Raw genomic sequence first — 23,477 nt, 5'->3', positions numbered from 1 at the left:
GTGATGCGCCACACGAACGCAACCCCGGATGGCCCGCTCCCGAAGGAGCGGGCCACCGGATCAGCCGATCTTCCACAACTGGAGCGGGGAGCCCGTGTCGGCCCGTTGTGTGACGGCCGCACCGTCCGAAGTGGACGCTGTCGTCAGCAGCAGGCCGGAGCGGACGCTCGCGAGTTTGTAAGCGCCGTCAGGCTGTTTCGTCGCGGTCCAGCGCTGATTGGGCCCGCCGGTGCACGTCCATTGGATGACGCGCGCGCCCGCGGTGGTGGCTCCGCCTTCGACATCGGCGCACAGTTTCGAATGCGCATTCGTCAGGGTGTAGGAACCGTCGGACTGCCGGGTGAACAGCCATTTCTGGTTGGCGCCCTGGTTCGGCGTCCAGGTGACCAGAGGCGTGCCTGCGGTCGTCGACGAGTCCGGGTCGTCGAGGTTCTTGCCCGCGGCGGCCAAAGTGTGGATCCCGCCGAGAGTGCCGGCGCCGGCATCGGTGAACTTCAGTGTCTGCTCGGCCGCGGTCCGGCCGTCGCCGACGGCGTTCCCGCCGGCGTCGGTCCACGAACGCGTCGGCGTGGTCTCCGCGAGCCGTGAAGCCTTGCCGGAAAGGCCGAGCACGAGCCCGCTGTAGCGGTTCACCAGCCGGAAGGTTCCTTTGTCCACAGTGGACGGGATGATGAACCACTGCTGCCCGACGGTCGAGGACGACGTCACGGTGGGTTTCGCGCCCCACGCCCGGCCCGCCTGCACGGCGTCGACTCCGAGGAGCCCGCCCGTGGCCGCGTTGGACACGCGGTACGAGCCGTCGCCGTCGGGGGAGAACTGCCACGCCTCGCGGTCGGAGCCGGTCGTGCTCGCGACCGACGTCGTCGCGGTCCCGGTGCCCTGCGCGAGGACCCGGCCGTCGCCGAGGCCGATCCGGTACTTGCGGGAACTGTCCACAGGGGACGGTGCGGGCGCGGACGACGTGATGGTCTGGGTGGTGTACTCGCCGCCCGCGTTGTTCGAGCAGGCCACCGCGCAGTACGAACGGAACTGCTTGCCGATGATGGTCGAGTTCGTCTTGTTCGCGGCGTCGACGAACCATCGGTACCAGGACTGGTTGGTGTAGCTCCCGGTGTCGCCGATCAGCCGCCATTTCTGCGTCGTCAGATCGTCGGTCACGTAATAGCGCTGCGGGACGACGCTGTCCACGGCCTCCGGCGCGCCGAGGTAGAGACCGAGATGCGCGTTGTAGGCGATGTTCATGATGAACAGATCCGATTTGCGCGGCAGCTGTCCCGCGGCGATCTGCTGGCTGACGTTGCCGGTGTTGGCGGGGTCGTAGTCGTCCGCGACGGGGGTGTAGCCGGTGTCGCCGGGGGCGGACACCGGGACCATGTTGCTCTCGCGGCCGCCGACGCCGGGCTGGGTCCAGCCGCCGTCGAACCATTTCTGCCACGAGCCGGACGCCATCTTTGCCGAGATCGGCGAGCGGGCGACGTGCGCCAGCCCGGTCATCGGGCCGCCGGCGCCGGCCTTCGGGACGATGCGCGAGCCGTAATAGACGTAGAAATACCCGGAGGCCGTGTCGACGAACAGGCGCGGGTCGCCGTCGCCGTAGTCGAACGTCTGATGCGGGAACGCCGCCGTGTCACCGCGTTTCGTGCTGTACGGCGAGGTGATCACGTGGTCCTTGATGAGCCACGTCCTCCCCTGGTCCTTCGACACGGCCATGTCGATCGCGTCGTAATGGGAGAACGAGTACGCCCCGAACGGTTCGGGCGTGAATTCGTTGTGGATCAGGCCGTACCAGTCGCCGGTGTCCGGATCGACCCAGGTGCCGACGAGATCGCAGAAGTTCCGCTGCGAGTAGCCCGATCCGGCGGGCGGGTACGTGGATTCCTTGCCGGTGGGGCTGTTGTTGCACCGCCAGGTGGTGTCGTCGTTGCGGTCGGCGGGATTCGCCGGGTTCACCGCCGAGCTGATCGGGTGCTTGGTGAAGCCGTCGAAATCGCGGCCGCTGTAGAAGTCCCACTCCCGTGGCTGGTCCGCGCCGTAAAGCGCGGCCGCCTGCTGGAAGTAGAACGTGCCGTCCTTGTCGACATAGGTACTCGCTGGGGTGTCCGTGGTCGGGCTGAACGACTTCTTGGCGTCGACCGTGATGGTGTACGTCGCGTCCGGCGGCGCGGCGTCGGACGACGCCGGTACCACCGTGGTGGCCGCCGCGGCCAGCACCGCGGCGCCGAGAAGAGGCAGGGTCCGCATGACTGTCTCCCAAGGGTGACCCGCACCACAGTTGGCGGGGCGGCCGCCGATGTTATGAACGTTATTGCGCGTAAGTCAACGTGTTCGCTCAACTTCAAGCGTCGTTCATGCAGCAATTGCGTGGAAAGTCCAAGCGGCGTGGTGCGGAAGTCCAAGCTCAGTCCGTCGGTACCAGCGGCGGGTCGTCGGGAGGGGGAACGCGCGAACTCCAGCCGCCGGGGACGGCCTGGACGCGCGATTCGCGGAAACGCGCGGGGGAGAGGCCGGCCCGCCGGGTGAAGAGCCTGCTGAAGTAGGCGGCGTCTTCGTAGCCGATCGCCTTGGCCACCTCCTGCACCGGCATTCGCGTGGTGGCGAGGAGTTCCTTGGCGCGGTTGAGGCGCAGGGTCAGCAGGTGGTCCTTCAAACCGGTCTCGGTGCCGCGCCGCACCGCGGCCCGGAGTTCGGGCAGCGTCATGCCGCGGCGGGCCGCGATCTCCGCGACACTGATCGGCAACAGGGCGTCCCGCGCCAGCGCCTCCAGCAGGGATCCGTCACCGGGAGTGCTGTCGGCGGCCCGCCGCAGGGCCACCAGCAGGTGATGCACGGCCGCCGAGGCGTCGACCTGGGCCAGCGGGCTGCCGCCGCGCGCGCAGCGCACGATCCGGCTCACGATGTCGCGGACCGCCTCGACGTCGCCCAGCGGTACCACCGGTTTCGCGGGCGTGACGTAACCGAGTTCCACATAAGCGTCCACTGCGGTGCCGTCGAAATCGACGAAACACTCTTCCCAGCCGTGCGCCGGGTCGGGCGCGTAATGATGCCCGACCCCGGGAACGAGCCACAGCAAGGCGGGCGCGACGACCTCCTGACGCTCGCCGCCCGCCACGGCGAACCATCCGCGCCCCTTGGACACCACGACGGCGACGTAATGGCCGAGCACGCGCGGCCCCACGACGGGCAGGGTTCCGTGCTGCAACCCGACACCGAGGCACACCAAGCCGAGCCGGCGGTGCACGGCGGATGGGGTGAAGTACCGCATCCAGGTCCGGTAACCCATCCCCGCATCCTCGCGCAAGCACTTCGGGGCGCCTTCGAGGGGCAGGAAAAGGATTTCGTTCGCTTCGGTTCTCGATCGCGGCGAAATGTCCCACAGAACATCCGCGATCTGATTCTGGCGAATCCTTGTCAACGGCATCGAGCAGACCGAATCCGGCCTGGTCGGTCACACGATCGAGGTATGAGGCCCTTCTCGCCGGACTCCCGGGGTATCCCCCGGGAAACGGAGGAGGCAACGATGCCCGACAACGAACTTCCGGGTTTCCTGATCATCGGCCTGATCTTCGTCGTCGCGGACGGCCAGATCCTGTATCGCGGTGCCCGCCGCGACCTCACCGGGCCGGATGCCCGCGAGGGAAGCGGGTCGGTGGCCTGGATGGTGGTGACGGTCTTCCACCTGGCGGCGATCGGGATGCTGGCGCTGCTGGCGGTCGTGGCTCCGGAATGGTCCGGTTCGGCGGCCGCCTTCGTCGGCAGGCTGGGCGTTTTCCTGCTGCTCATGGCGGTGGCCCACGTCCTCACCCTGTCCGTACTCGGCCATCGGCGCCAGGACCACGTCGTCGAGACCCGGTTGCGGAAGCGCGAGGAAGACCGCGTCGACTCCGTGCGGGAGCCGACCGTCACCCCGGTGCCCGGGCAGGAGGGCCGGAACCCGCAGGTGAGCCCTGATCTCGGCGACCGAGGTCCGTACCAGGCCTGAGCCCGAGGGCGAGGTGGAGCTGCCGCGCCCACCAGCGCACTTGCGCGGACGAGTCGTCCGCGGCGGCTCCGCTGATCCCGGCGCTGCGCCGGAAATCGCTCCCGTACAGGGCCTCCATGGCCATCGCCTGATGCAGGGCGGCGACGGCGAGCCGCGTGTCTTCGAGGGAGCCGCCGGGCGGCCGCAGCCGGTGGAGGGCGTCGACGACCGGGTCGAGCATCCCGCTGCCCGGGTCGCGCCAGCCCGCCGCGTGCAGCGCGATCGCCAGCTCGCCGTAGCCGTTTCGGTACAGATCGTGCAGCGCCTCGACGAGTTCGAGCAGGTCAGCGCCGCGGTCCAGCCAGCTCGCGAGAAGGCCCTGAAGCGCGTCCCGGAGACGGCGTCCACCGTGCCGGAGGAGCTCGGCGAGCAGTTTCTCGCGGTTGCCGAAGTGGTGGGCGACGCCGGCGTCGGTCATGCCGACCCGTGCGGCCACGGCCCGCATCTGGACGGCGGCGACACCGGACTCGGCGAGCAGCGCGGCCGCGGCGTCGAGGATCAGCCGCCGGGCCTCTTCGGGAGTCCGTCGTGCTCGCGGTGTCGTCACGAGAGGCATCGTACCTTGATGCGCCAAGGTATTCGCGCTACCTTGACCATCCAAGGTAAGGGGGCGGGTATGACCACCGAAATCAGTCTCGACCTGGGCGAGGTCACCCTGCGAGGCACGGTGACCGGCACCGGGCCGACGGTTCTGCTGCTGCACGCGGGCGGGGAGCGCCGTGCGGTCTGGGCGCCGGTCGCCGCGGTGCTGGCCCGGCGCGGGTTCCGGTCGGTGGCCTTCGATCTCCGCGGTCACGGGGACAGTTCCGGCCGGGCGACCACGCTCCGGGCGCTGGCCGGTGACGTGGCGGGGATGATCGGGAGCCAGCCCGCGCCGATCCTCCTCGTGGGTGCGTCGGTCGGCGGTCTGGCCGCCATCGCCGCGCTGGCGGACCCCGCCGTCGCGGCCAAGGCAGCCGGGCTCGTGCTCGTCGACGTCGTCCCCGACATCGAACCGGCCCGGGCGCGTTCGTGGCTCGGCTTCCACGGGCTCGGCGGCCGCTACACCCGCCTGGTGGAGGACGTCCTCGGCTCGGGCCCGGCCCTGCTCGCGACGGCCGGGGCCCTGGACCTGCCCATCCTGGTGGTGCACGCCGGGCAGGACACACCGCTTCGCGACGTCGATGTGGATCGTTTGCGCACGGTCAACCCCCGGGTCGCCGTCGCCGGTGTCCCGGCGGCGGGTCACCTCGTGGCGAGAGACGCCCCGGAGGCCCTCGCGGAGCTCGTTTCGGTGTGGCTTTGTGGCATCCGTCACGGGACGGTTTCGACGCCGGGGGCGGGCGGGCAAGATCTGCGTTAGAGCTGTGCGGCGCAGGTGAAGGACAACGTCGTGCACTCGGCGCTACCGGTTGGTAACTTATTGTCGGGGCCTCGAAAACCCCATAAGAAGCGGCAACAACGCGCTGCCTACAATGTCGGGCATGACCTACAGCGAACCAGCGCGATCAGCTGCCCCCCGCACCGGATCGCTGGCGTCCGCCCCCTCGTCGGCCGTCTTGGCAACGGGAATCACGATTTATGGATGCGGTCAGGACGAGGCCGCCCTGTTCCGGGAGATGGCACCTCGTTTCGGCATAATGCCGACCATTGTCGAGGAACCGGTATCCGAGGCCAATATCGAGCTGGTCTCCGGGAACAGGTGTATCAGTATCGGTCACAAGACCAAGGTCACGAACTCCATTCTTCTCGCGCTCGCCGAAGCGGGCGTGAAATACATCTCCACGCGGAGCATCGGCTTCAACCACATCGACGTGGAATACGCGGCGAGCGCCGGGATCACCGTCGGCAACGTCGCCTACTCGCCGGACAGCGTCGCCGACTTCACGCTCATGCTCATGCTGATGGCGGTGCGCGACGCCAAGTCCATCATCCGCCGCACCGAGGTCCATGACTACCGGCTGAACGAGGTGCGCGGGAAAGAGCTGCGCGATCTGACCGTCGGCGTGGTCGGAACAGGGCGTATCGGGGTCGCCGTCCTGGAGCGGTTACGCGGTTTCGGCTGCAAGGTGCTGGCATACGACACGGTGCTGACCGCGTCGGCCGAGTACGTGCCGCTCGACGAATTGCTGCAGCAGAGCGACATCGTGACACTGCACGTGCCGCTCAACACGGATACCTATCATCTCCTCGACGAGAAGAACATCGAGCGGATGAAGGACGGCGCGTACATCATCAACACCGGACGTGGTCCGCTGATCGAAACCGAAGCCCTCATTTCGGCGCTGGAAAGCGGAAAACTGGGCGGAGCGGCGCTGGACGTCCTCGAAGGAGAGGAAGGCATCTTCTACGCCGACTGCCGGAACAAGGCGATAGAGAGCAAAACGTTGCTGCGGCTGGAAAAACTGTCGAACGTGCTGATCAGTCCGCATACCGCCTATTACACGGACCACGCGCTGAGTGACACTGTCGAGAACTCCATCATCAATTGTCTCCAATTCGAAAGCGGGAAGTAGTATGGGTAGGCTGAAAATCGGAATTCTGTTCGGCGGGCTTTCCGAAGAACATCCTATCTCCATCAAATCTGCGCGCGAGGTACAGAAGAACCTCGACCTCGAGAAGTACGAGCCGTACTACATCGGGATCACCCAGAGCGGTTCCTGGATGCTCTGCGACGGCCCCGCCGAGGATTGGGAGAACGGCAACGTCCGCCCGGCCGTCCTGTCGCCGGACCGCGGCGTGCACGGTCTGCTCGTCCTGGACGAGGGCAAGTACGAGACGATCGCCCTCGACGTGGTGCTGCCGGTGCTGCACGGCAAGTTCGGCGAAGACGGCGCGATGCAGGGCCTGCTGGAGATCTCCGGCATCCCCTACGTCGGCTGCGACCTCCCGAGCTCGGTCATGTGCATCGACAAGTCCCTGACCTACTCCGTCGTCCGCGGCGCGGGGATCGAGACGCCGACCTTCTACATCGTCACGTCGGACAACGACGTCGACCCGGACCAGCTGAACTACCCGGTCTTCGTGAAGCCCGCCCGCTCGGGCTCGTCGTTCGGCGTCAGCAAGGTCGCCTCGAAGGAGGAGCTGCCCGCCGCGCTGGCCGAGGCGCGCCAGTACGACGCGAAGATCCTGATCGAAGAGGCCGTCATCGGCAGCGAGATCGGCTGCTCGATCCTCGGCAACGGCGACGACCTGTTCGCGGGCGAGGTGGACCGGGTCGCGCTGACCCACGGCTTCTTCAAGATCCACCAGGAGAAGAGCCCCGAGACCGGCTCCGAGAACTCGAGCTTCATCGTCCCCGCCGACATCCCGGACTCCTCGCGTGACCGCGTCCAGGAGGCGGCGAAGGTCATCTACCGCGCGCTGGGCTGCCGCGGGCTCGCGCGGGTCGACCTGTTCCTCAAGGAGGACGGGAGTGTGGTGCTCAACGAGGTCAACACCCTGCCCGGCCTGACCTCCTACAGCCGCTACCCGCGCATGATGAACGCCGCCGGCCTCTCGCTCGGCGACGTGATCGACCGGCTGGTGAACCTGACGCTGGCGGGCCGTGACGAATGAAGGATGATTTCGTCTTCGTTGACGAGGTCGTCTCCGGAATCCGCTGGGACGCCAAGTACGCCACGTGGGACAACTTCACCGGCAAGCCGGTGGACGGCTACCTGGTGAACCGGATCGTCGGCACGCGGGCGTTCTGCGCGGCGCTGGAGAAGGCGCGGGACAAGGCCGAGGAGCTCGGTTTCGGGCTGCTCCTGTGGGACGGATACCGCCCGCAGCGCGCCGTGGACCGCTTCATGCGCTGGGCGGAAGAGCCCGAAGACGGCCGGAAGAAGGCGCGGCACTACCCGAACATCGACCGGCCTCAGATGTTCGAGAAGGGCTACGTGGCCACGAAGTCGGGTCACAGCCGCGGCAGCACCGTCGACCTGACGCTCTACCACCTGGACACCGGCGAACTCGCCGACATGGGTGGCGACCACGACCTGATGGACGTCGTCTCGCATCACGGGGCGGCGGGTGTCACGGAAACGGCCGCGAAGAACCGCGCGCACCTGTGCGCGGTGATGGAGGGGTCGGGCTTCAGCTCGTACGAGTGCGAGTGGTGGCACTACAACCTGAAGGACGAGCCCTACCCGGACACTTATTTCGATTTCCCCATCGCGTAGGTGTCGCGCGTGAAGGCCCCCTTCCCTCGGCTCAGCCGAGGGAAGGGGGCCTTCACGCGTTTCGGGGTTTGTGAAGGCCCGCGCCGCGACAATTGTCGCGAACACCATTTCATCCCATGAATATCCGTGCGGCTCTGGTGAGTTCGACGGCCGAACCGCGTGGCCCGTCCCGTGTGGTGACCGGGAGGCCGAACACTGTCCATTCGCCGCCCCGCGCGGACGAACCTCCTTCCGGTGGATCGATGGACGACGCCGCCGGAGAGGGCGGCGCGGATGAACCGGGGCCGGGTTCCAGCCTGCCACGCTTCGCTTTGCTCGTGGGTGTTCCCCGGCCGGGTGAGATTCCGCCCGGACGGTGGGACGAGGGCTCGGCCGTTCGTGTGAATAAGTATCGAAGAACGGAACATGAACCGCCGGTGCTGTGATCATCCCGGTAGAAGACGAGCCGCGCGAACGGCCTAACAAGACCTGCGAACAGGCTAACCGGGGACACCGGGAACGAGCTTGTACGCGGGCCCTTTACTTATGTTCGCCAATCGAGTCAATACCGCATGCGGAGTTCCGGATATTGATCTTGAGCGCCCGGTTACCTACGAAAATCACACTGTTCGTCAATTGCCGACATGGATTGTTCATGCCATGCTGCACAGGTGCGCATCAGCTGGGGCTGACATGGTGTGCACGCTTTGCTGGGGACAGAGGGGGTGCGTCGGTGACTCGCGACCACGAGGCAAACCAAAGACTTCACTCGCCGATCCTCTGAACCGAGCAGGTATGGAGTCCATAGATCGGACATGTCCGGGACCTCGCGCCGAAGCGGGTGCCGGTTCCGTCAGGCTGACCAGGTGTCGGTCCTGCCGGGCCGGAGTCGCCGAGCGTTCGTCTCGCAAATCGCCGTCGGGGCGATGGGAGGATGCCGTTCAGCTTCGGTAGTTCGTCGGAACACGCGCCAGCGGTCAACTGGGAGACCGTCGGGGCGAGCCGCCGCATGCGGTTCTTCCTTGTGGCGCTTGAGGGATCCTCACCGTCGAGGACACCCCGCCCTGCTGCCGAGGCCGGCGTCGGACGGGTTCATGGTGTCCAACCACCGAAGCCAAGCAGTTGGACGGTGAGGTTTCCGTGCCATGTCTGAAAGTTGCTGAATCAACAGATTCAATGGGGGCTAGGTGGATCCGACGAGAGTTGACTTGTCCGCTCTCCCTGTCGTCGAAATCGAGCTGTCGAGACTGTCCACTGCGTGTTCGCCGCGAACTTCGGGCGAGGATCCAGAGCATGTCGAGACACTGTTGTCGGCGGAGTGGGAGCTACCGCCCATTCTCGTTCACCGACCGACGATGCAGGTGGTCGATGGCCTGCACCGGCTGAAGGCGGCACGAGTACGAGGCGATACGAAAATCTCCGCGAGGTTCATCGACGGCGCCGAATCCGACGCCTTCGTACTCGCGGTGGAAGCGAACATCCGGCACGGTCTGCCGCTTTCCCTCGCGGACCGGAAACGGGCGGCCGTCCAGATCATCGGGACGCATCCGCAGTGGTCCGACCGGCGGGTGGCTTCGGCGACCGGCATCTCCGCGGGAACCGTGGCGGACCTGCGCAGGCGGGGCGGCGAAGGCGGGAACGGCGCCAGGATCGGGCGGGACGGGCGGATCCGGCCGGTGGACAGTTCCGAGCGGCGGAAGCTCGCCGCCGAGCTGATCCGCAACGATCCCGGCCTTTCGCTGCGCCAGGTCGCCAAGCAGGTCGGCATCTCCCCGGAGACGGTCCGGGACGTGCGCGGCAGGCTGGAGCGCGGGGAAAGCCCGACCCCGGACGGGAGCAGGCGGCTGCGCACGAAGCCGGATCCGTTGAGCCTGACGGAAACCGACCTCGGTCACTCGCTGGACCGGGAACGGCTCACCGTGCTGGAGCGGCTCAAGGCCGACCCGGCGCTGCGGTTGAGCGAGGTCGGCCGGATCCTGTTGCGCATGCTCGCCATGCACTCCATGGACGGGCAGGAATGGGAACGGATCCTGCACGGAGTCCCGCCGCACCTGTACGGCGTGGTCGCCGGTTTCGCCAGGGATCACGCCCGGGTCTGGGCGGGGTTCGCGGATCATCTGGAGAGCCGCGCGACCGATCTGGCCGCACGGTGATCGCTTAGGCGCGAAGGGGACTTTTCCGCGTGTGGCGCGGAGAAGTCCCCTTCGCGGTGCCCAGGCCGCGTGGCTCGACATCGACGGGAGAGCGGCCTAAGAAGTAGCTGTGACCATCGAGAAGGCGCTTGTCGTCGGCACCGGCCTGATCGGCACGTCGGCCGCGTTGTCCCTGCGGGAAAAGGGTGTCGCCGTCCAGCTCACCGACATCGACGAACACGCCGTACGAGTGGCGCGGGAACTCGGCGCCGGCCGTGACTGGACCGGCGAGGAAGTGGATCTGGCGGTGATCGCCGTCCCGCCACACCTGGTGGGGGAGCGGCTGGCCGCACTCCAGAAGCAGGGCGCGGCGCGGGCGTACACCGACGTCGCCAGCGTGAAGGCCGGCCCGATCGCCGACGCGGAGCGGCTCGGCTGCGACATGATCTCTTACGTACCAGGGCATCCGCTCGCGGGACGCGAGCGATCCGGTCCGGCCGCGGCGCGCGCCGGCCTGTTCGCGGGCCGCCCGTGGGCGCTGTGCCCCGGCGTCGAAACCGGGGCCGAGGCACTGCGGCTGACCCGCGAACTGGTGTCGCTGTGCGGGGCCGAGGCCGTCACCGTCGGCGCGGCCGAGCACGACTCGGCGGTGGCGCTGGTGTCGCACGCGCCGCACGTCGCCGCCTCGGCGGTGGCGGCGAGCCTGGCGGGCGGCGACGACGTCGCCTTGCGCCTCGCCGGGCAGGGACTACGCGACGTCACCCGGATCGCGGCCGGAAATCCTTTGCTGTGGCGGAAGATCCTCGCCGGGAACGCGCTGCCGGTGGCGGCGGTGCTCGACCGGATCGCGGCCGATCTCGCCTCGGCGGCCTCGGCGCTGCGGTCGGGCGACCTCGACGGCGTGACGGATCTGCTGTGGCGCGGGGTGGATGGCCAGGGCCGGATCCCCGCCGCTCCGGCCGGGCGGTCGGTAGCTGGGTGAAGGCGTCCTTCACCGCGTCTGATGCGGTGATGGGCCCTTTCGGCCCACGTCGGTCGTGAGGGAGGCAGGTGGCGGGGTTGCGAAAGTGGCTTTCGCAACGTCGCCGCGGGGGCTGAGGTGGCTGGCCTGCTTAGGTGGGCGTGGCGGGGTTGCGAAAGCTACTTTCGCAACCTTCGACGTTGCGAAAGCCACTTTCGCAACGTCGCCGCGGGGGCTGAGGTGGCTGGCCTGCTCAGGTGGGCGAGGCGTGTCGCGAAAGCCACTTTCGGGACATCAGGCGTCGCGAAAGTGGCTTTCGCGACACGGCCACCGGGCGGACAACGTCCTTTGTGGACGAACAGAACGCAGATGCTCCGCGGGGGCCACTCGTGGACATCGACACGATTCAGCACGATTGAACTCGCCGACTCCGTGCGTGAGAGGGATGCCCAAATGGAAGTAATGTTGCGCTTCGGGGCGTCGCCCAAGAGCGATGACGACCCCGATCCCTGGTCGAACCGGGTCCGGCCGGGGACGGTGCGCAGAGTCCTCGCGTATTTCCGCCCCCACGTCGGCAAGGTGGCGATCTTCGTCCTGATCGCCGCGATGGAGGCGTTCGTCGTCGTCGCGACCCCGTTGCTGATGAAGGAACTCATCGACGGAGGCATCCTGAAGAACGACTTCGGGGTCGTCATCCTGATGGCGGTGCTGACCGCCGGCCTCGCCGTGGCGGGCGCGCTGCTGTCGCTGTTGTCCGCCTTCGTCTCCGCGAAGATCGGGGAGGGGGTCACCTACGACCTCCGGGTGCAGGCCCTCGACCACGTCCGGCGGCTGCCGATCGCGTTCTTCACCCGCACCCAGACCGGGGTGCTGGTCGGCAGGCTGCACACCGAGCTCATCATGGCGCAGCAGGCGTTCGGTCATCTGCTGATGGCGGCCACCAGTGTGGTCACCGTCCTGCTCGTGCTGGCCGAGCTGTTCTACCTGTCCTGGCTGGTCGCCGTGGTCACGCTGGTGCTGGTCCCGCTGTTCGTCATCCCCTGGATCTGGGTGGGGCGGATCATCCAGCGCCGCACCGGAACGCTGATGGAGACGAACGCCGGGCTCGGCGGACTCCTCCACGAGCGGTTCAACGTCCAGGGCGCGATGCTCTCCAAGCTCTTCGGCCGCCCGGACGAGGAGATGGCCGACTACCGCAAGCGGGCGGGCAAGATCCGCAACATCGGCGTCAGCATCTCCATCTGGGCGCGGATGTCCTTCGCCATGATGGCGCTGATGGCGTCGATCGCCACGGCGGTCGTCTACGGCGTCGGCGGCGGGCTCGTGATCGAGGGGGCGTTCCAGCTCGGCACGCTCATCGCCATCGCCACCCTGCTGGGACGGCTGTTCGGGCCGATCACCCAGCTGTCCGGGCTGCAGGAGACCGCGCAGACCGTGGTGGTCAGCTTCGCGCGGATCTTCGAGCTGCTCGACCTCAAACCGTTGATCCAGGAACGCCCGGACGCCAAGGAACTTGACAAGAGCAAGGCGCCGGGGATCGAGTTCGACGACGTGGTGTTCCGCTATCCCACCGCGGACGAGGTGTCGCTGGCGTCGCTCGAACACCTGCGGACCAAACGGGAGAACGGCGACAAGACGGCGGACGTCCTGCGCGGCATCAGTTTCGAGGCGCCCTCGGGCACCCTTACCGCGCTCGTCGGCCCGTCCGGCGCGGGTAAGAGCACCATCACCCACCTGGTCTCCCGGCTCTACGACCCGAATGGCGGCGCGGTCCGCTTCGACGGGCACGATCTGCGCGACCTGACGTTCGACTCGATCCGCGGCACGGTCGGGGTGGTCAGTCAGGACGCCTATCTCTTCCACGACACGATCCGGGAGAACCTGCTCTACGCCCGCCCGACCGCCACCGAGGAAGAGCTGGTCGAAGCCTGCAAGGGGGCGCAGATCTGGGACCTGATCCGGTCGCTGCCCCGCGGGTTCGACACCGTCACCGGCGACCGCGGTTACCGCATGTCCGGTGGGGAGAAGCAGCGCCTGGCCATCGCCCGGTTGCTGCTGAAGGCGCCGACGGTCGTCGTGCTCGACGAGGCCACCGCGCATCTGGACTCCGAGTCGGAGGCGGCCGTCCAGCGGGCGCTCAAGACCGCGCTGCGCGATCGGACGTCGCTGGTGATCGCGCACCGGTTGTCCACGATCCGCGAGGCCGACCAGATCCTCGTGATCGACGGCGGAACGGTCCGTGAACGCGGGACGCACGACGAGTTGCTGGCCAGGGGCGGGCTGTATTCGGAGCTCTACCACACGCAGTTCGCCAGGCCGGAGAACAACGCGCCCAAGCCGGAGCCCGAGGAAGACGAGTTCGACGAAGAGCCGCTGGACACCGTGGTCTACGGAGGATGACGATGAGTTCCGCAGCGCAGGCCGCACCGACGGTGCTCGATCTCTTCGCCAGGCAGGTGGACCGGGCCCCCGGCGCGGTGGCCGTGGTCGACGGGGACCGGATCCTGACCTACCGCGAGCTCGACGAACTCGCGGGCAGGCTGTCCGGCCGGTTGGCCGCCCGTGGCGCCCGCCGGGTCGCGGTGATGCTCGACCGCTCGGCGGATCTGCTGGTCGCGCTGCTCGCCGTCTGGAAGGCGGGCGCGGCGTACGTGCCGGTGGACGCCTCGTACCCCGCGCCGCGGGTGGCGTTCATGGTCGCGGATTCGGGTGCGTCCCTGATGCTGTGCTCGGCCGGGACGCGCGACAGCGTCCCGGACGGGATCGAGGCGATCACCGTCGCCGACGAGGCGGGCGACGTCGCGGTGGTTCCGGCGAGCCCGGAGGACCTGGCGTACGTGATGTACACGTCCGGCTCCACGGGGAAGCCGAAGGGCGTCGCCGTCCCGCATTCGAGCGTCGCGGAGCTGGTCGGGGATCCCGGCTGGGCGATGGGCGCCGACGACGCGGTCCTCATGCACGCGCCGCATTCCTTCGACGCGTCCCTGTGCGAGATCTGGGTGCCGCTGGTGTCGGGCGCCCGGGTGGTGATCGCCGCGCCGGGGCCGGTGGACGCCCGACGGCTGCGGGAGGCCGTCGCGGGCGGGGTGACGCGGGCGCATCTCACCGCCGGCAGTTTCCGTGCGGTGGCGGAGGAAGCGCCGGAGTCGTTCGCGGGGCTGCGCGAGATCCTGACCGGCGGGGACCTGGTGCCCGCGCACGCGGTGGACCGGGTGCGCCACGCCGCGCCCGGCGCGCGGATCCGGCATCTGTACGGGCCGACGGAAACGACCTTGTGCGCCACCTGGCACGTGCTCGAACCGGAGGACGACCCGGTGGCGGTGCTGCCGATCGGGCGTCCGCTGTCCGGGCGGCAGGCCTGGGTGCTGGACGACTCGCTGCGGCCGGTCGCCCCGGACGTGGTCGGTGAGCTGTACCTGTCCGGTGCCGGGCTGGCCGACGGCTACCTCGACCGGCCGGGGCTGACGGCGGAGCGGTTCGTGGCGGATCCGTTCGCGCCGGGCAAGAGGATGTACCGCACCGGTGACCTCGCGAAATGGACACCGGACGGCGAGCTGCTCTTCGCGGGCCGCGTCGACGACCAGGTGAAGATCCGCGGGTTCCGGATCGAACCCGGTGAGGTCGAAGCCGCGATGACCGCGCAGCCGGACGTCCACGAGGCCGTCGTGGTGCCGATCGACGGCCGCCTGATCGGCTACGTGGTGGCGGACGTGGAACCCGCGCTCGTCCGCGAGCGGCTTCAAGCGGTCCTGCCCGACTATCTGGTCCCGGCCGTGGTGCTGGCGGTGGCCGCGTTGCCGTTGACCGGCAACGGCAAGGTGGACCGGGCGGCGTTGCCCGCACCCGATTTCACCGCGAAGGCCGAAGGGCGCGAACCCGTCACCGAGGCGGAGCGTGTCCTTTGTGGACTGTTCGCCGAGGTGCTCGGCATCGAGCGGGCTGGCGTCGACGACGGCTTCTTCGAGCTGGGCGGGGATTCGATCCTCGCGGTGCGTGTCGCGGCCCGGGCGGCGAAGGCCGGTCTGCTGGTGACGCCGTCGCAGATCTTCGGCGAGCGGACTCCCGCGCGGCTGGCCGCGGTGGCGGGTGCCGTGGAGGACCGGCTCGTCGAGGGCCCTCTGGTCGAGCTGACCGCGGAAGACGAGACGGAACTGGCGGCCTCGGTCCCGGACGCCGTCGAGGTCTGGCCGCTCGCGCCGCTCCAGGCGGGCTTGCTCTTCCAGACCACCCTCGACGACCAGGGTCCCGACATCTACCAGACCCAGTGGATCGTGGAGCTGACCGGACCGCTGGACGTGGCGAGGCTGCGGTCGGTGTGGGAGGCGGTCTTCGCCCGGCACCCCGAACTCCGGCTGACCTTCCACCGGCTCGCGTCGGGTAAGGCGGTGCAGGCCGTCGCCGGCCGTGTCGAGCTGCCGTGGCGCGAGGTCGACCTGTCCGGCGCCGGCGATGTCGAAGAGGCCGTCAAGGCGCTGTCCGCGGCGGAACAGCGGGACCGGTTCGACCTCGCCAAGGCGCCGCTGTTCCGGCTCGTGCTGATCAAGGTCGCCGAGGACCGGTATCGGTTGCTGGTGGTGAACCACCACATCCTGACCGACGGCTGGTCGGTGGCGGTGATCCTCAACGAGGTCTCGGCGGCGTACACCTCCGGCGGTTTCCCGGACCGGACGGCCGCTTCGTACCGTGACTACCTGGCGTGGTTGGACAGGCAGGACAAGGACGCGGCGTGCGCGGCCTGGCAGGCGGAGCTGTCGGATATCGATGTGCCCGCCCTGGTCGCCAAGTCGGACACGGCGACGGACTACGACTACCGCGTCACCCATCTCGCGCCGGAGCTGTACACCCGGCTCACGGGTTTCGCCCGCGACCACGGGCTGACGCTCAACACGGTGGTGCAGGGCGCCTGGGCGCTGGTGCTGGCGCGGCTCGCGCGGCGGACCGACGTCGTGTTCGGCACCACGGTCGCCTGCCGTCCCGCCGAACTCCCTGGCGTCGAGTCGATGCCGGGGCTGATGATGAACACGATCCCGGTGCGGGTCTCGCTGGACGGCGGGCAGTCCGTTGTGGACATGCTCACCGCTCTGCAGCGGCGACAGGTCGAACTGATGCCGCATCAGCACCTGGGGCTGACGGAGATCCAGAAGACGGCCGGACCCGGCGCGATGTTCGACACGCTGCTGGTGTTCGAGAACTATCCGCGGGACTTCGCCGATCAGTTCTCGTATCTGGGCACGGTCGAGGGGACGCACTACCCGGTGACGGTCGGGGTGATCCCGGGCGAGGAGTTCCGGATCCAGCTCGCCTACTGGCGCGGGCAGATCGACGAGGCCGTCGCCGACTCCCTGCTGGATTGGTTCGCCGGTGCGCTCGAAGCGGTCGTCGAGGATCCGTCCGCGTTCGTCGGACGGACCGGCATGGGCGAGATCCCGTTGCCCCGCTGGGAACCCGCGTTGATCGACGGCGAGCCGCTGCCGGAGCTGATCGGGCGGATGGCGGCCGAGCGGCCGGACGCGGTGGCGGTCACGGACGGCGAAGGCGACCTGACCTACGCGGAACTGTGGGACCGTGCGACGAGGTTCGCCTCCGTGCTGCGGGCGGCGGGCGTCGACCGGGAGCGCCGGGTCGGCCTGGTGGCCGGACGGTCCGCGTGGTGGCTGATCGGGATGCTCGGAGTGTCGCTTTCGGGCGGTGTCTTCGTCCCGGTGGACCCCGCGTACCCGGCCGAGCGGGTGAAGCTGATCTTCGGCAGCGCGGATCCGATGCTGGTGGTGTGTCAGGGAAAGACGCGCGACGCGGTGCCGGAGGAATTCGCCGACCGCGTCGTCGTGCTCGACGACCTCGACCTGGCGGCGGCCTCGGACGTGGTCTTGCCGACGGTGGGGATGCGCGACGCGGCGTACGTGATCTACACATCGGGATCGACGGGAACCCCGAAGGGCGTGATCGTCACCTACTCGGGCCTCGGCAACCTGGCGATGGCACATATCGACCGGCTGGCCGTGACGCCGTCGTCCCGTGTCCTGCAGTTCGCGGCGCTCGGCTTCGACACCATCGTGTCCGAGGTGATGATGGCGTTGCTCTCCGGGGCGACGCTGGTGATGCCGCCGGACGAGGATCTGCCGCCGCAGGCGTCGCTGAGCGACACCCTGGAGCGGTGGGACGTCACGCACGTGAAGGCTCCGCCGTCGGTGCTGGCCACCGTCGACGTGTTCCCGGCCGGGGTCCAGACGGTGACCGCGGCGGGGGAGCTCTGCCCGCCGGGACTGGTGGACAGGCTTTCGGCCGACCGCCGGATGCTCAACGCCTACGGGCCCACCGAAACCACGATCTGCGCGACGGTGAGCATGCCGCTGGCGCCGCGCGGCGAGGTGATCCCGTTCGGCGGGCCGATCGCCGGGGTGCGCGGCTATCTGCTGGACGCGTTCCTGCGGCCGTTGCCGCGCGGAGTGGTCGGTGAGCTGTATCTGGCCGGAATCGGGGTGGCGCGGGGTTATCTGGGCCGCGCGGCGCTGACGTCGGAGCGGTTCGTCGCCGATCCGTTCGTCCCCGGTGAGCGCATGTACCGGACGGGTGACCTGGCTTATTGGACGGACGAGGACGAGCTGGTGTCCGCCGGCCGGGCCGACGACCAGGTCAAGATCCGCGGGTTCCGGGTCGAGCCGCGCGAGATCGAGTTCGCGTTGTCCGACGATCCACGGGTCACGCAGGCGACGGTGACGGTTCGCCAGGGGCGTCTGGTCGCCTACGTGTCGCCGGGCGACGTCGACCCGGAGGCGCTGCGGACCGGACTCGCCGAACGGATGCCCGCGTACATGGTGCCCGCGGCGGTGATGGCACTCGACGTCCTGCCGCTGACCGCGCACGGGAAGATCGACCGGAAGGCGTTGCCCGAACCGGATTTCTCGTCGAAGACGGTCGGCAGGGAACCGGCGACCGAGGCCGAGCGGATCCTGTGCGAGGTCTTCGCCGAGGTGCTCGGGCTGGCGCGGGTCGGGGTCGAGGACAGCTTCTTCGAGCTGGGCGGGGACTCGATCTCGTCCATGCAGGTCGCGTCCCGCGCGCGTCGCGACGGCATCGCGCTGACCCCGAAGCAGGTGTTCGAGCACCGGACGCCGGAACGGCTCGCGCAGCTGGTGGTGAAAGCGCTTGTGCCACAGCAGGAATCGAACGCGGACGGGGTTGGTGAAGTCCCCTTGACGCCGGTGATGCGGCTGTTCGGGGACGGCGCCGCGGCGCCGGGCTTCGCGCAGTGGATGGTACTGGGCGCACCGGCGGACTTGACGGAAGAGACACTGACCGCAGGGCTGACGGCGGTGCTGGACACGCACGACATGCTGCGGGCGCGGATGGTCGACGGGCGGCTGGTGGTCGGTGAGCGTGGCGCTCCCGCGGCCTTCACCCGCGTGAAGGCCGACGACAGCACGCTGGACGAAGTGGCGCGGGAGGCCGTCGCGCGGCTGGATCCCGCCGCGGGCGTGGTCGTCCAAATTGTGTGGTTGGACGCCGGACCGGACCGGGTCGGCAGGCTCGTCGTGGTGGCGCACCATCTCGTGGTCGACGGGGTCTCGTGGCGCGTCCTGGCGGCGGACCTGCGAACGGCGTGCGAGGCCGCGGCGGCCGGGCGGAAGCCGGAACTGGAGCCGGTGGCGGTGTCCTTCCGCCGGTGGGCGGGTTTGCTTCAGGAGTGGGCGGTCTCCGCCGAACGGGTCGCGGAACTCGCGGCGTGGCAAGCGATTCTCGGACAAGGCGAACAGCCGCAACCGGCGGGCGCCGTGCGTTCGCGGTCATGGACGGTGCCTTCGGCCCAGACGTCGGTGCTGGCCGGGCGGGCGCCGGTGGTGTTCCACTGCGGCGTGCACGAGGTCCTGCTGGCCGGGCTCGCGGGAGCGGTGGCCCGGTGGAGCGCCGTGGACACGGTGCTGGTGGACGTCGAAGGCCATGGTCGCCATCCCGCCGAAGGAATGGACTTGTCCAGGACGGTGGGCTGGTTCACCAGCACGCATCCGGTGCGGCTCGACGTCGCCGGGATCGACCTGGACGGGGTGCTCGCCGGTGACGCGGCGGCCGGGACGTTGCTGAAGGCGGTGAAGGAACAGTCGCGCGCGGTGCCCGGCGACGGGCTCGGGTTCGGATTGCTGCGCCATCTCAACGCCGAGACCGAGCCGGTGCTGGCCGCGCTGCCGTCGGCGCGCATCGGGTTCAACTACCTCGGCCGGTTCGCCGCCGGTGAGAGTGGCGAGGTGCGGGCGTGGCAGCAGGTCGGCGAGATCGGCGGCTCCATCGACGCGGACATGCGGCTGCCGCACGCGCTGGCCGTCAACATGATCGTCCAGGATCTGCCGGACGGGCCGGAACTGATCCTCATGCTCGAATGGTCGGACGACGTGTTCGACGAAGCCGGAATCGAACGACTGGTCCAGGAACTGCTGGCCGTGTTGTCCGGACTGGCCTCCCAAGCGGAAGACCCCGCCGCGGGCGGGCACACCGCATCCGATTTCGGTCTCCTCGAATTGGATCAGGACGAGATCGAGAGCTTCGAAGCATTGGCAGCGGAACTCAGCGAAGGCCGGGCATCGTGAACACTTCGACGACAACCTCTGGATCGGCCCCTTTTGGATCGGCACTGGCCGAAGTCTGGCCGCTTTCCCCGATGCAGGCGGGCATGCTCTACCACGCGTCCTTGGACGACGAGGCGCCCGACATCCACCTCATCCAGCAAACGCAGATCATCGACGGACCACTGGACACGGAACGGTTCCGGAAGGCCTGGGAGACCGTCCTCGCGAGACACGCAGCACTGCGGGCGAGCTTCCAGCGACGGAAGAACGGCGAGACGATCCAGCTCATCCCGCGCGAGGTCAAGCTTCCGTGGGCCGAACGCGATCTGTCCGATCTGTCCGAAGTGGACGCGCTGGCCGAGGTGATCGCGCTCGCGGAGAAGGAACGCTCCACGCGGTTCGACCTCACGCGGCCGCCGCTGCTGCGGCTGATGCTGATCCGGCTCGGCCCGGACAAGCACTGCCTGGTGACCACGAGCCATCACCTGCTCATCGACGGATGGTCGCGGGCGCTCATCGAGGCGGATCTCCTGGAGGTCTACGCGACGGGTGGCGTCGCGCGTGCCCCCGGTTCCTACGGGAATTACCTCGCCTGGCTGGGAAAGCAGGACAAGGAGGCGGCCAAGGCGGCGTGGCGCGCGGAATTGGACGGGGCCGACGGAACGTCGCTCGGGCTGCCGGAAGCTCCGGGGAAGGCGCACGGGCTGCCGTCGAGCGAGGTCGTCCGTCATTCGCCGGAGTTCACCTCCGCGCTGGCCGAGTTCGCCCGCCGCCACGGGTTGACGGTCAACACGCTCGTGCAGGGCGCGTGGTCGCTGGTGCTGGCGAGGTTGGCGCGCCGTCAGGACGTCGTGTTCGGCGCGGTGGTCTCCGGGCGTCCCGCAGAATTGCCCGGCGCGGAGCAGACCGTGGGGTTGTTCATCAACACCGTGCCGGTCCGGGTGCGGTTGGACGCCGCCCAGCCGGTCTTGCGGATGCTGACGGAGCTGCAGGGACGGCAGTCGGAGATGATGGCGCACCACCATCTCGGCCTGCCGGAGATCCAGAAGCTGGGCGAAGCGGGTTTCGACACGATCGTCGTGTTCGAGAACTACGCCGATCCGGCGACCGGCTCGGCGTCCGAGCTGAGCCTGACCCTGCGGGACTTCAACCAGGCGACGCCGTACGCGATGACCCTCGGTGTCATGCCGGGCGAAAGCCTGGAGATCGAACTGCAGTATCACGCCGTCGAAGCGTCCGTCGCCAAGGCGGCGCTGAACGGGCTCACCCTCGTGCTGGAGCGGATCATCGCGGCGCCGGGGACACCGGTCGGCAGGCTGGACGTGCTGGACGACGCCGGCCGCGAGCTGGTGGTCGAGCTCTGGAACGAGACGGACGACATCGTGGACGCGTCGTCGGCGGTGGAGCTGTTCGGCCGTCAGGTGGCGCGGACCCCGCACGCGACAGCGGTCGTGGCCGCGGACCGGGAGTATTCGTTCGCGGAACTCGACGAATGGTCCGGCAAGCTCGCTACGGTCCTGATCGCCCGGGGGGTGCGCCGGGGCGACTGTGTCGGTGTCGTGGTCGAGCGGTCGGCGGAACTGCTGGCGGCCTGGCTCGCGGTGTGGAAGGCCGGGGCGGTCTACGTGCCGATCGATCCGGACTATCCGGCCGAGCGGGTCGCGTTCATGCTGGAGGATTCCGCGGCGACCGCGGTGGTGTGCCGGGCCGGGACCGCGACGCCGTCCGGATATCAGCGGATCCTGGTGGAGGATCCGGTCGAGGGCGAGGCGTCCCTGGTCCCGGTCGGGGCGCACGATCTCGCGTACGTGATGTACACGTCCGGCTCGACCGGAACGCCGAAGGGCGTGGCCGTCCCGCACGGCGCCGTCGCGGCGCTGCTGGGCTACCGGGTGTGGGATCTGCACCCCGGTGACGCCGTGCTGATGCACGCGCCGCACACCTTCGACCCGGCGTTGTACGAGGTCTTGGTGCCGCTAGTGGCGGGGGCGCGGGTGATCCTCGCCGGTCCGGGCGTGATCGACGCGGACACCCTTGCCGCGCACGCGGCGCGAGGCCTCACGTCGGTGAACTTCACCGCGGGCCAGTTCCGTGCGCTGGTGCAGGAGAAGCCGGACTGTTTCGCGGGGCTGCGCTACTTCCAGACCGGCGGGGACGTGGTGCCGCTCGGCGCGGTGGAGCGGGTGCGGCAGGCGTGCCCGGACCTGCGCGTCCTGCACACCTACGGGCCGACCGAAACCACGTTCTGCGCGTCGTGGAAGGTGATCCGGCCCGGTGACGAGCTGGGTTCGACGCTGCCGATCGGCAAGCCGCATCCGGGGCGGCGGCTGTACGTGCTGGACGTCTTCCTGCGGCCGCTGCCGCCGGGCGTCGCGGGCGACCTGTACATCGCGGGCGCCGGGGTGGCGCACGGTTACCTCGGCCGGACCGCGTTGACGGCCGAACGGTTCGTCGCCGATCCTTTCGCGTCCGGCGAGCGGATGTACCGGACGGGCGACCTGGCGTACTGGAACGACGAAGGCGAACTGGTCTTCGCCGGGCGCGCGGACACGCAGGTCAAGATCCGCGGCTATCGCGTGGAACCGGGCGAGGTCGAGGCGGTGCTGGCGGACCAGCCGGGCGTCGACCAGGCGGTGGTGGCGGTCCGCGACGGACGGCTGATCGGCTACATCGTGTCCGGCGCCGGGGTGGACCTGGTGCGGCTGCGCGACCGGATCGCCGGGCTGCTGCCGGAGTACATGGTGCCGTCGGTGGTGATGGCGCTGGCCGCGCTGCCGGTGAACGCGAACGGGAAGGTCGACCGGAAAGCGTTGCCGGAGCCCGATTTCAGCGGGCATATCGCTGGCAGGGAACCGGTCACCGAGATCGAGCGGCTGCTGTGCGAACTCTTCGCCGAGATGCTCGGGCTGGAACGGGTCGGCGCGGACGACAGCTTCTTCGAGCTGGGCGGGGATTCGATCGTCTCGATGCAGCTGGCGGCGCGGGCGCGGCGCGAGGGGATGACCTTCGGCGCGCGGGAGGTCTTCGAGTACCGGACGCCGGCGGGGCTCGCGTCGTTCGTCGAACTGGGGGAGGAGCCGGACGAGGTGCCCGCGGCGCGGAAACCCGCCGCCGACTTCGAACTAGTCGATATGGGGAAGGACGAGATCGAGGAATTGGAGTCGGAGTTCGACACCGTTTAGGGGCTGCGGTTCGCGTTGGGGTCGTGAGTGGCGTTTCGGGTTCTAACCCGAAACGCCACTCACGACCCCCTTTCGCTTTCCGGCGGTGTGTGGGGCGGTGTCGCGAAAGCCACTTTCGGGACATCAGGCGTCGCGAAAGTGGCTTTCGCGACGCGGGTTGGCCAGGTGAGGGGTTGCGAAAGCCACTTTCGCGACGCGGGGCTGGCCAGGTGAGGGGTTGCGAAAGCCACTTTCGCAACGTTGAAGGTTGCGAAAGTGGCTTTCGCAACACCCCGGCCTGAGGTGAGCTGGCGTGAAGGGGACTTTCGCCGCATCGGACGCGGGGAAAGTCCCCCTCGCTCCTGGCGTCCCTGGGTGCGGTGACGTTCAGTAGGAAGTGTGTGGAAATAGGGACACTCAACGTCCCTGTTTCCACACACCCCCGCGTTCACGGCAGAAAACGGGGCCCGTTGGACATGTTGTCCGGGTCGGCCCTTCGGGCGACGATTCGGTGGGGGGACATGCC

Annotated in this window: 11 protein-coding genes and 1 pseudogene; 9 read left to right on the top strand and 3 right to left on the bottom strand. The window is 68.9% G+C overall.

The window, feature by feature from the left end; translation table 11 throughout:
• Nucleotides 1-60: 60 nt before the first annotated feature.
• Both NQK81_RS15570 and NQK81_RS15565 read right to left on the bottom strand, forming a co-directional pair.
• The gene (locus NQK81_RS15570; RefSeq protein WP_257488778.1) at nt 61-2,241 is read right to left on the bottom strand and encodes an RICIN domain-containing protein; all 2,181 of its coding nucleotides are present in this window, start codon (nt 2,239-2,241) and stop codon (nt 61-63) included.
• Between the two features lie 157 nt (nt 2,242-2,398).
• Entirely contained in the window at nt 2,399-3,280 is an 882-nt protein-coding gene (locus NQK81_RS15565; protein WP_257488777.1) for a helix-turn-helix domain-containing protein, read from the bottom strand.
• A gap of 237 nt (nt 3,281-3,517) precedes the next feature.
• Here NQK81_RS15565 and NQK81_RS15560 point away from each other — a divergent pair, with 237 nt between their 5' ends.
• Nucleotides 3,518-3,979 (top strand): hypothetical protein, encoded by a 462-nt coding sequence (locus NQK81_RS15560; RefSeq protein WP_257488776.1) that lies wholly within the window; start codon nt 3,518-3,520, stop codon nt 3,977-3,979.
• Here NQK81_RS15560 and NQK81_RS15555 read toward each other — a convergent pair.
• Nucleotides 3,900-4,565 carry a TetR/AcrR family transcriptional regulator gene (locus NQK81_RS15555; RefSeq protein ID WP_257488775.1) on the bottom strand — a complete coding sequence of 222 codons (666 nt, stop codon included), beginning with the start codon at nt 4,563-4,565 and terminating at the stop codon, nt 3,900-3,902. The two genes, NQK81_RS15560 and NQK81_RS15555, sit on opposite strands and share 80 nt — an antisense overlap.
• A gap of 69 nt (nt 4,566-4,634) precedes the next feature.
• Here NQK81_RS15555 and NQK81_RS15550 point away from each other — a divergent pair, with 69 nt between their 5' ends.
• The 8 genes and pseudogenes from NQK81_RS15550 (at nt 4,635) to NQK81_RS15515 (ending at nt 22,972) form a co-directional block, all read left to right on the top strand.
• Nucleotides 4,635-5,360, top strand: a complete 726-nt coding sequence (locus tag NQK81_RS15550; protein WP_257488774.1) for an alpha/beta fold hydrolase — start codon at nt 4,635-4,637, stop codon at nt 5,358-5,360.
• A gap of 121 nt (nt 5,361-5,481) precedes the next feature.
• Nucleotides 5,482-6,513, top strand: coding sequence for a VanH-AOV family D-lactate dehydrogenase (gene vanH, locus NQK81_RS15545; protein ID WP_306856041.1), 1,032 nt, complete (start codon nt 5,482-5,484; stop codon nt 6,511-6,513).
• 1 nt (nt 6,514) lies between these two features.
• Complete coding sequence (gene vanA-Ao2 / locus NQK81_RS15540) at nt 6,515-7,555, top strand: D-alanine--(R)-lactate ligase VanA-Ao2 (protein WP_371878874.1); 1,041 nt, start codon at nt 6,515-6,517, stop codon at nt 7,553-7,555.
• Nucleotides 7,552-8,160: a D-Ala-D-Ala dipeptidase VanX gene (gene vanX, locus NQK81_RS15535; protein WP_257488772.1), complete on the top strand. Its 609-nt coding sequence runs from the start codon at nt 7,552-7,554 to the stop codon at nt 8,158-8,160. Before vanA-Ao2 ends, vanX begins: the two co-directional genes overlap by 4 nt.
• Before the next feature lie 1,334 nt (nt 8,161-9,494).
• Nucleotides 9,495-10,292, top strand: a complete 798-nt coding sequence (locus NQK81_RS15530; protein ID WP_371878873.1) for a helix-turn-helix domain-containing protein — start codon at nt 9,495-9,497, stop codon at nt 10,290-10,292.
• Between the two features lie 109 nt (nt 10,293-10,401).
• Nucleotides 10,402-11,253 carry a prephenate dehydrogenase gene (locus tag NQK81_RS15525; RefSeq protein WP_257488771.1) on the top strand — a complete coding sequence of 284 codons (852 nt, stop codon included), beginning with the start codon at nt 10,402-10,404 and terminating at the stop codon, nt 11,251-11,253.
• Between the two features lie 432 nt (nt 11,254-11,685).
• Entirely contained in the window at nt 11,686-13,632 is a 1,947-nt protein-coding gene (locus NQK81_RS15520) for an ABC transporter ATP-binding protein (protein WP_257488770.1), read from the top strand.
• 32 nt (nt 13,633-13,664) lie between these two features.
• A pseudogene (locus NQK81_RS15515) lies at nt 13,665-22,972 on the top strand (amino acid adenylation domain-containing protein).
• Nucleotides 22,973-23,477: the final 505 nt, after the last annotated feature.

It is taken from the genome of Amycolatopsis roodepoortensis (genome assembly GCF_024628825.1).
Lineage (GTDB): Bacteria > Actinomycetota > Actinomycetes > Mycobacteriales > Pseudonocardiaceae > Amycolatopsis > Amycolatopsis roodepoortensis.
This window is presented reverse-complemented; position numbering and strand designations above follow the sequence as displayed.

Coding starts and splice junctions, on each gene's coding strand:
- vanA-Ao2 (WP_371878874.1), top strand. CDS start 6,515: ATGGGTAGGCTGAAAATCGGAATTCTGTTCGGCGGGCTTTCCGAAGAA.
- NQK81_RS15520 (WP_257488770.1), top strand. CDS start 11,686: ATGGAAGTAATGTTGCGCTTCGGGGCGTCGCCCAAGAGCGATGACGAC.
- vanX (WP_257488772.1), top strand. CDS start 7,552: ATGAAGGATGATTTCGTCTTCGTTGACGAGGTCGTCTCCGGAATCCGC.
- vanH (WP_306856041.1), top strand. CDS start 5,482: ATGACCTACAGCGAACCAGCGCGATCAGCTGCCCCCCGCACCGGATCG.
- NQK81_RS15570 (WP_257488778.1), bottom strand. CDS start 2,241: ATGCGGACCCTGCCTCTTCTCGGCGCCGCGGTGCTGGCCGCGGCGGCC.
- NQK81_RS15565 (WP_257488777.1), bottom strand. CDS start 3,280: ATGGGTTACCGGACCTGGATGCGGTACTTCACCCCATCCGCCGTGCAC.
- NQK81_RS15560 (WP_257488776.1), top strand. CDS start 3,518: ATGCCCGACAACGAACTTCCGGGTTTCCTGATCATCGGCCTGATCTTC.
- NQK81_RS15550 (WP_257488774.1), top strand. CDS start 4,635: ATGACCACCGAAATCAGTCTCGACCTGGGCGAGGTCACCCTGCGAGGC.
- NQK81_RS15530 (WP_371878873.1), top strand. CDS start 9,495: ATGCAGGTGGTCGATGGCCTGCACCGGCTGAAGGCGGCACGAGTACGA.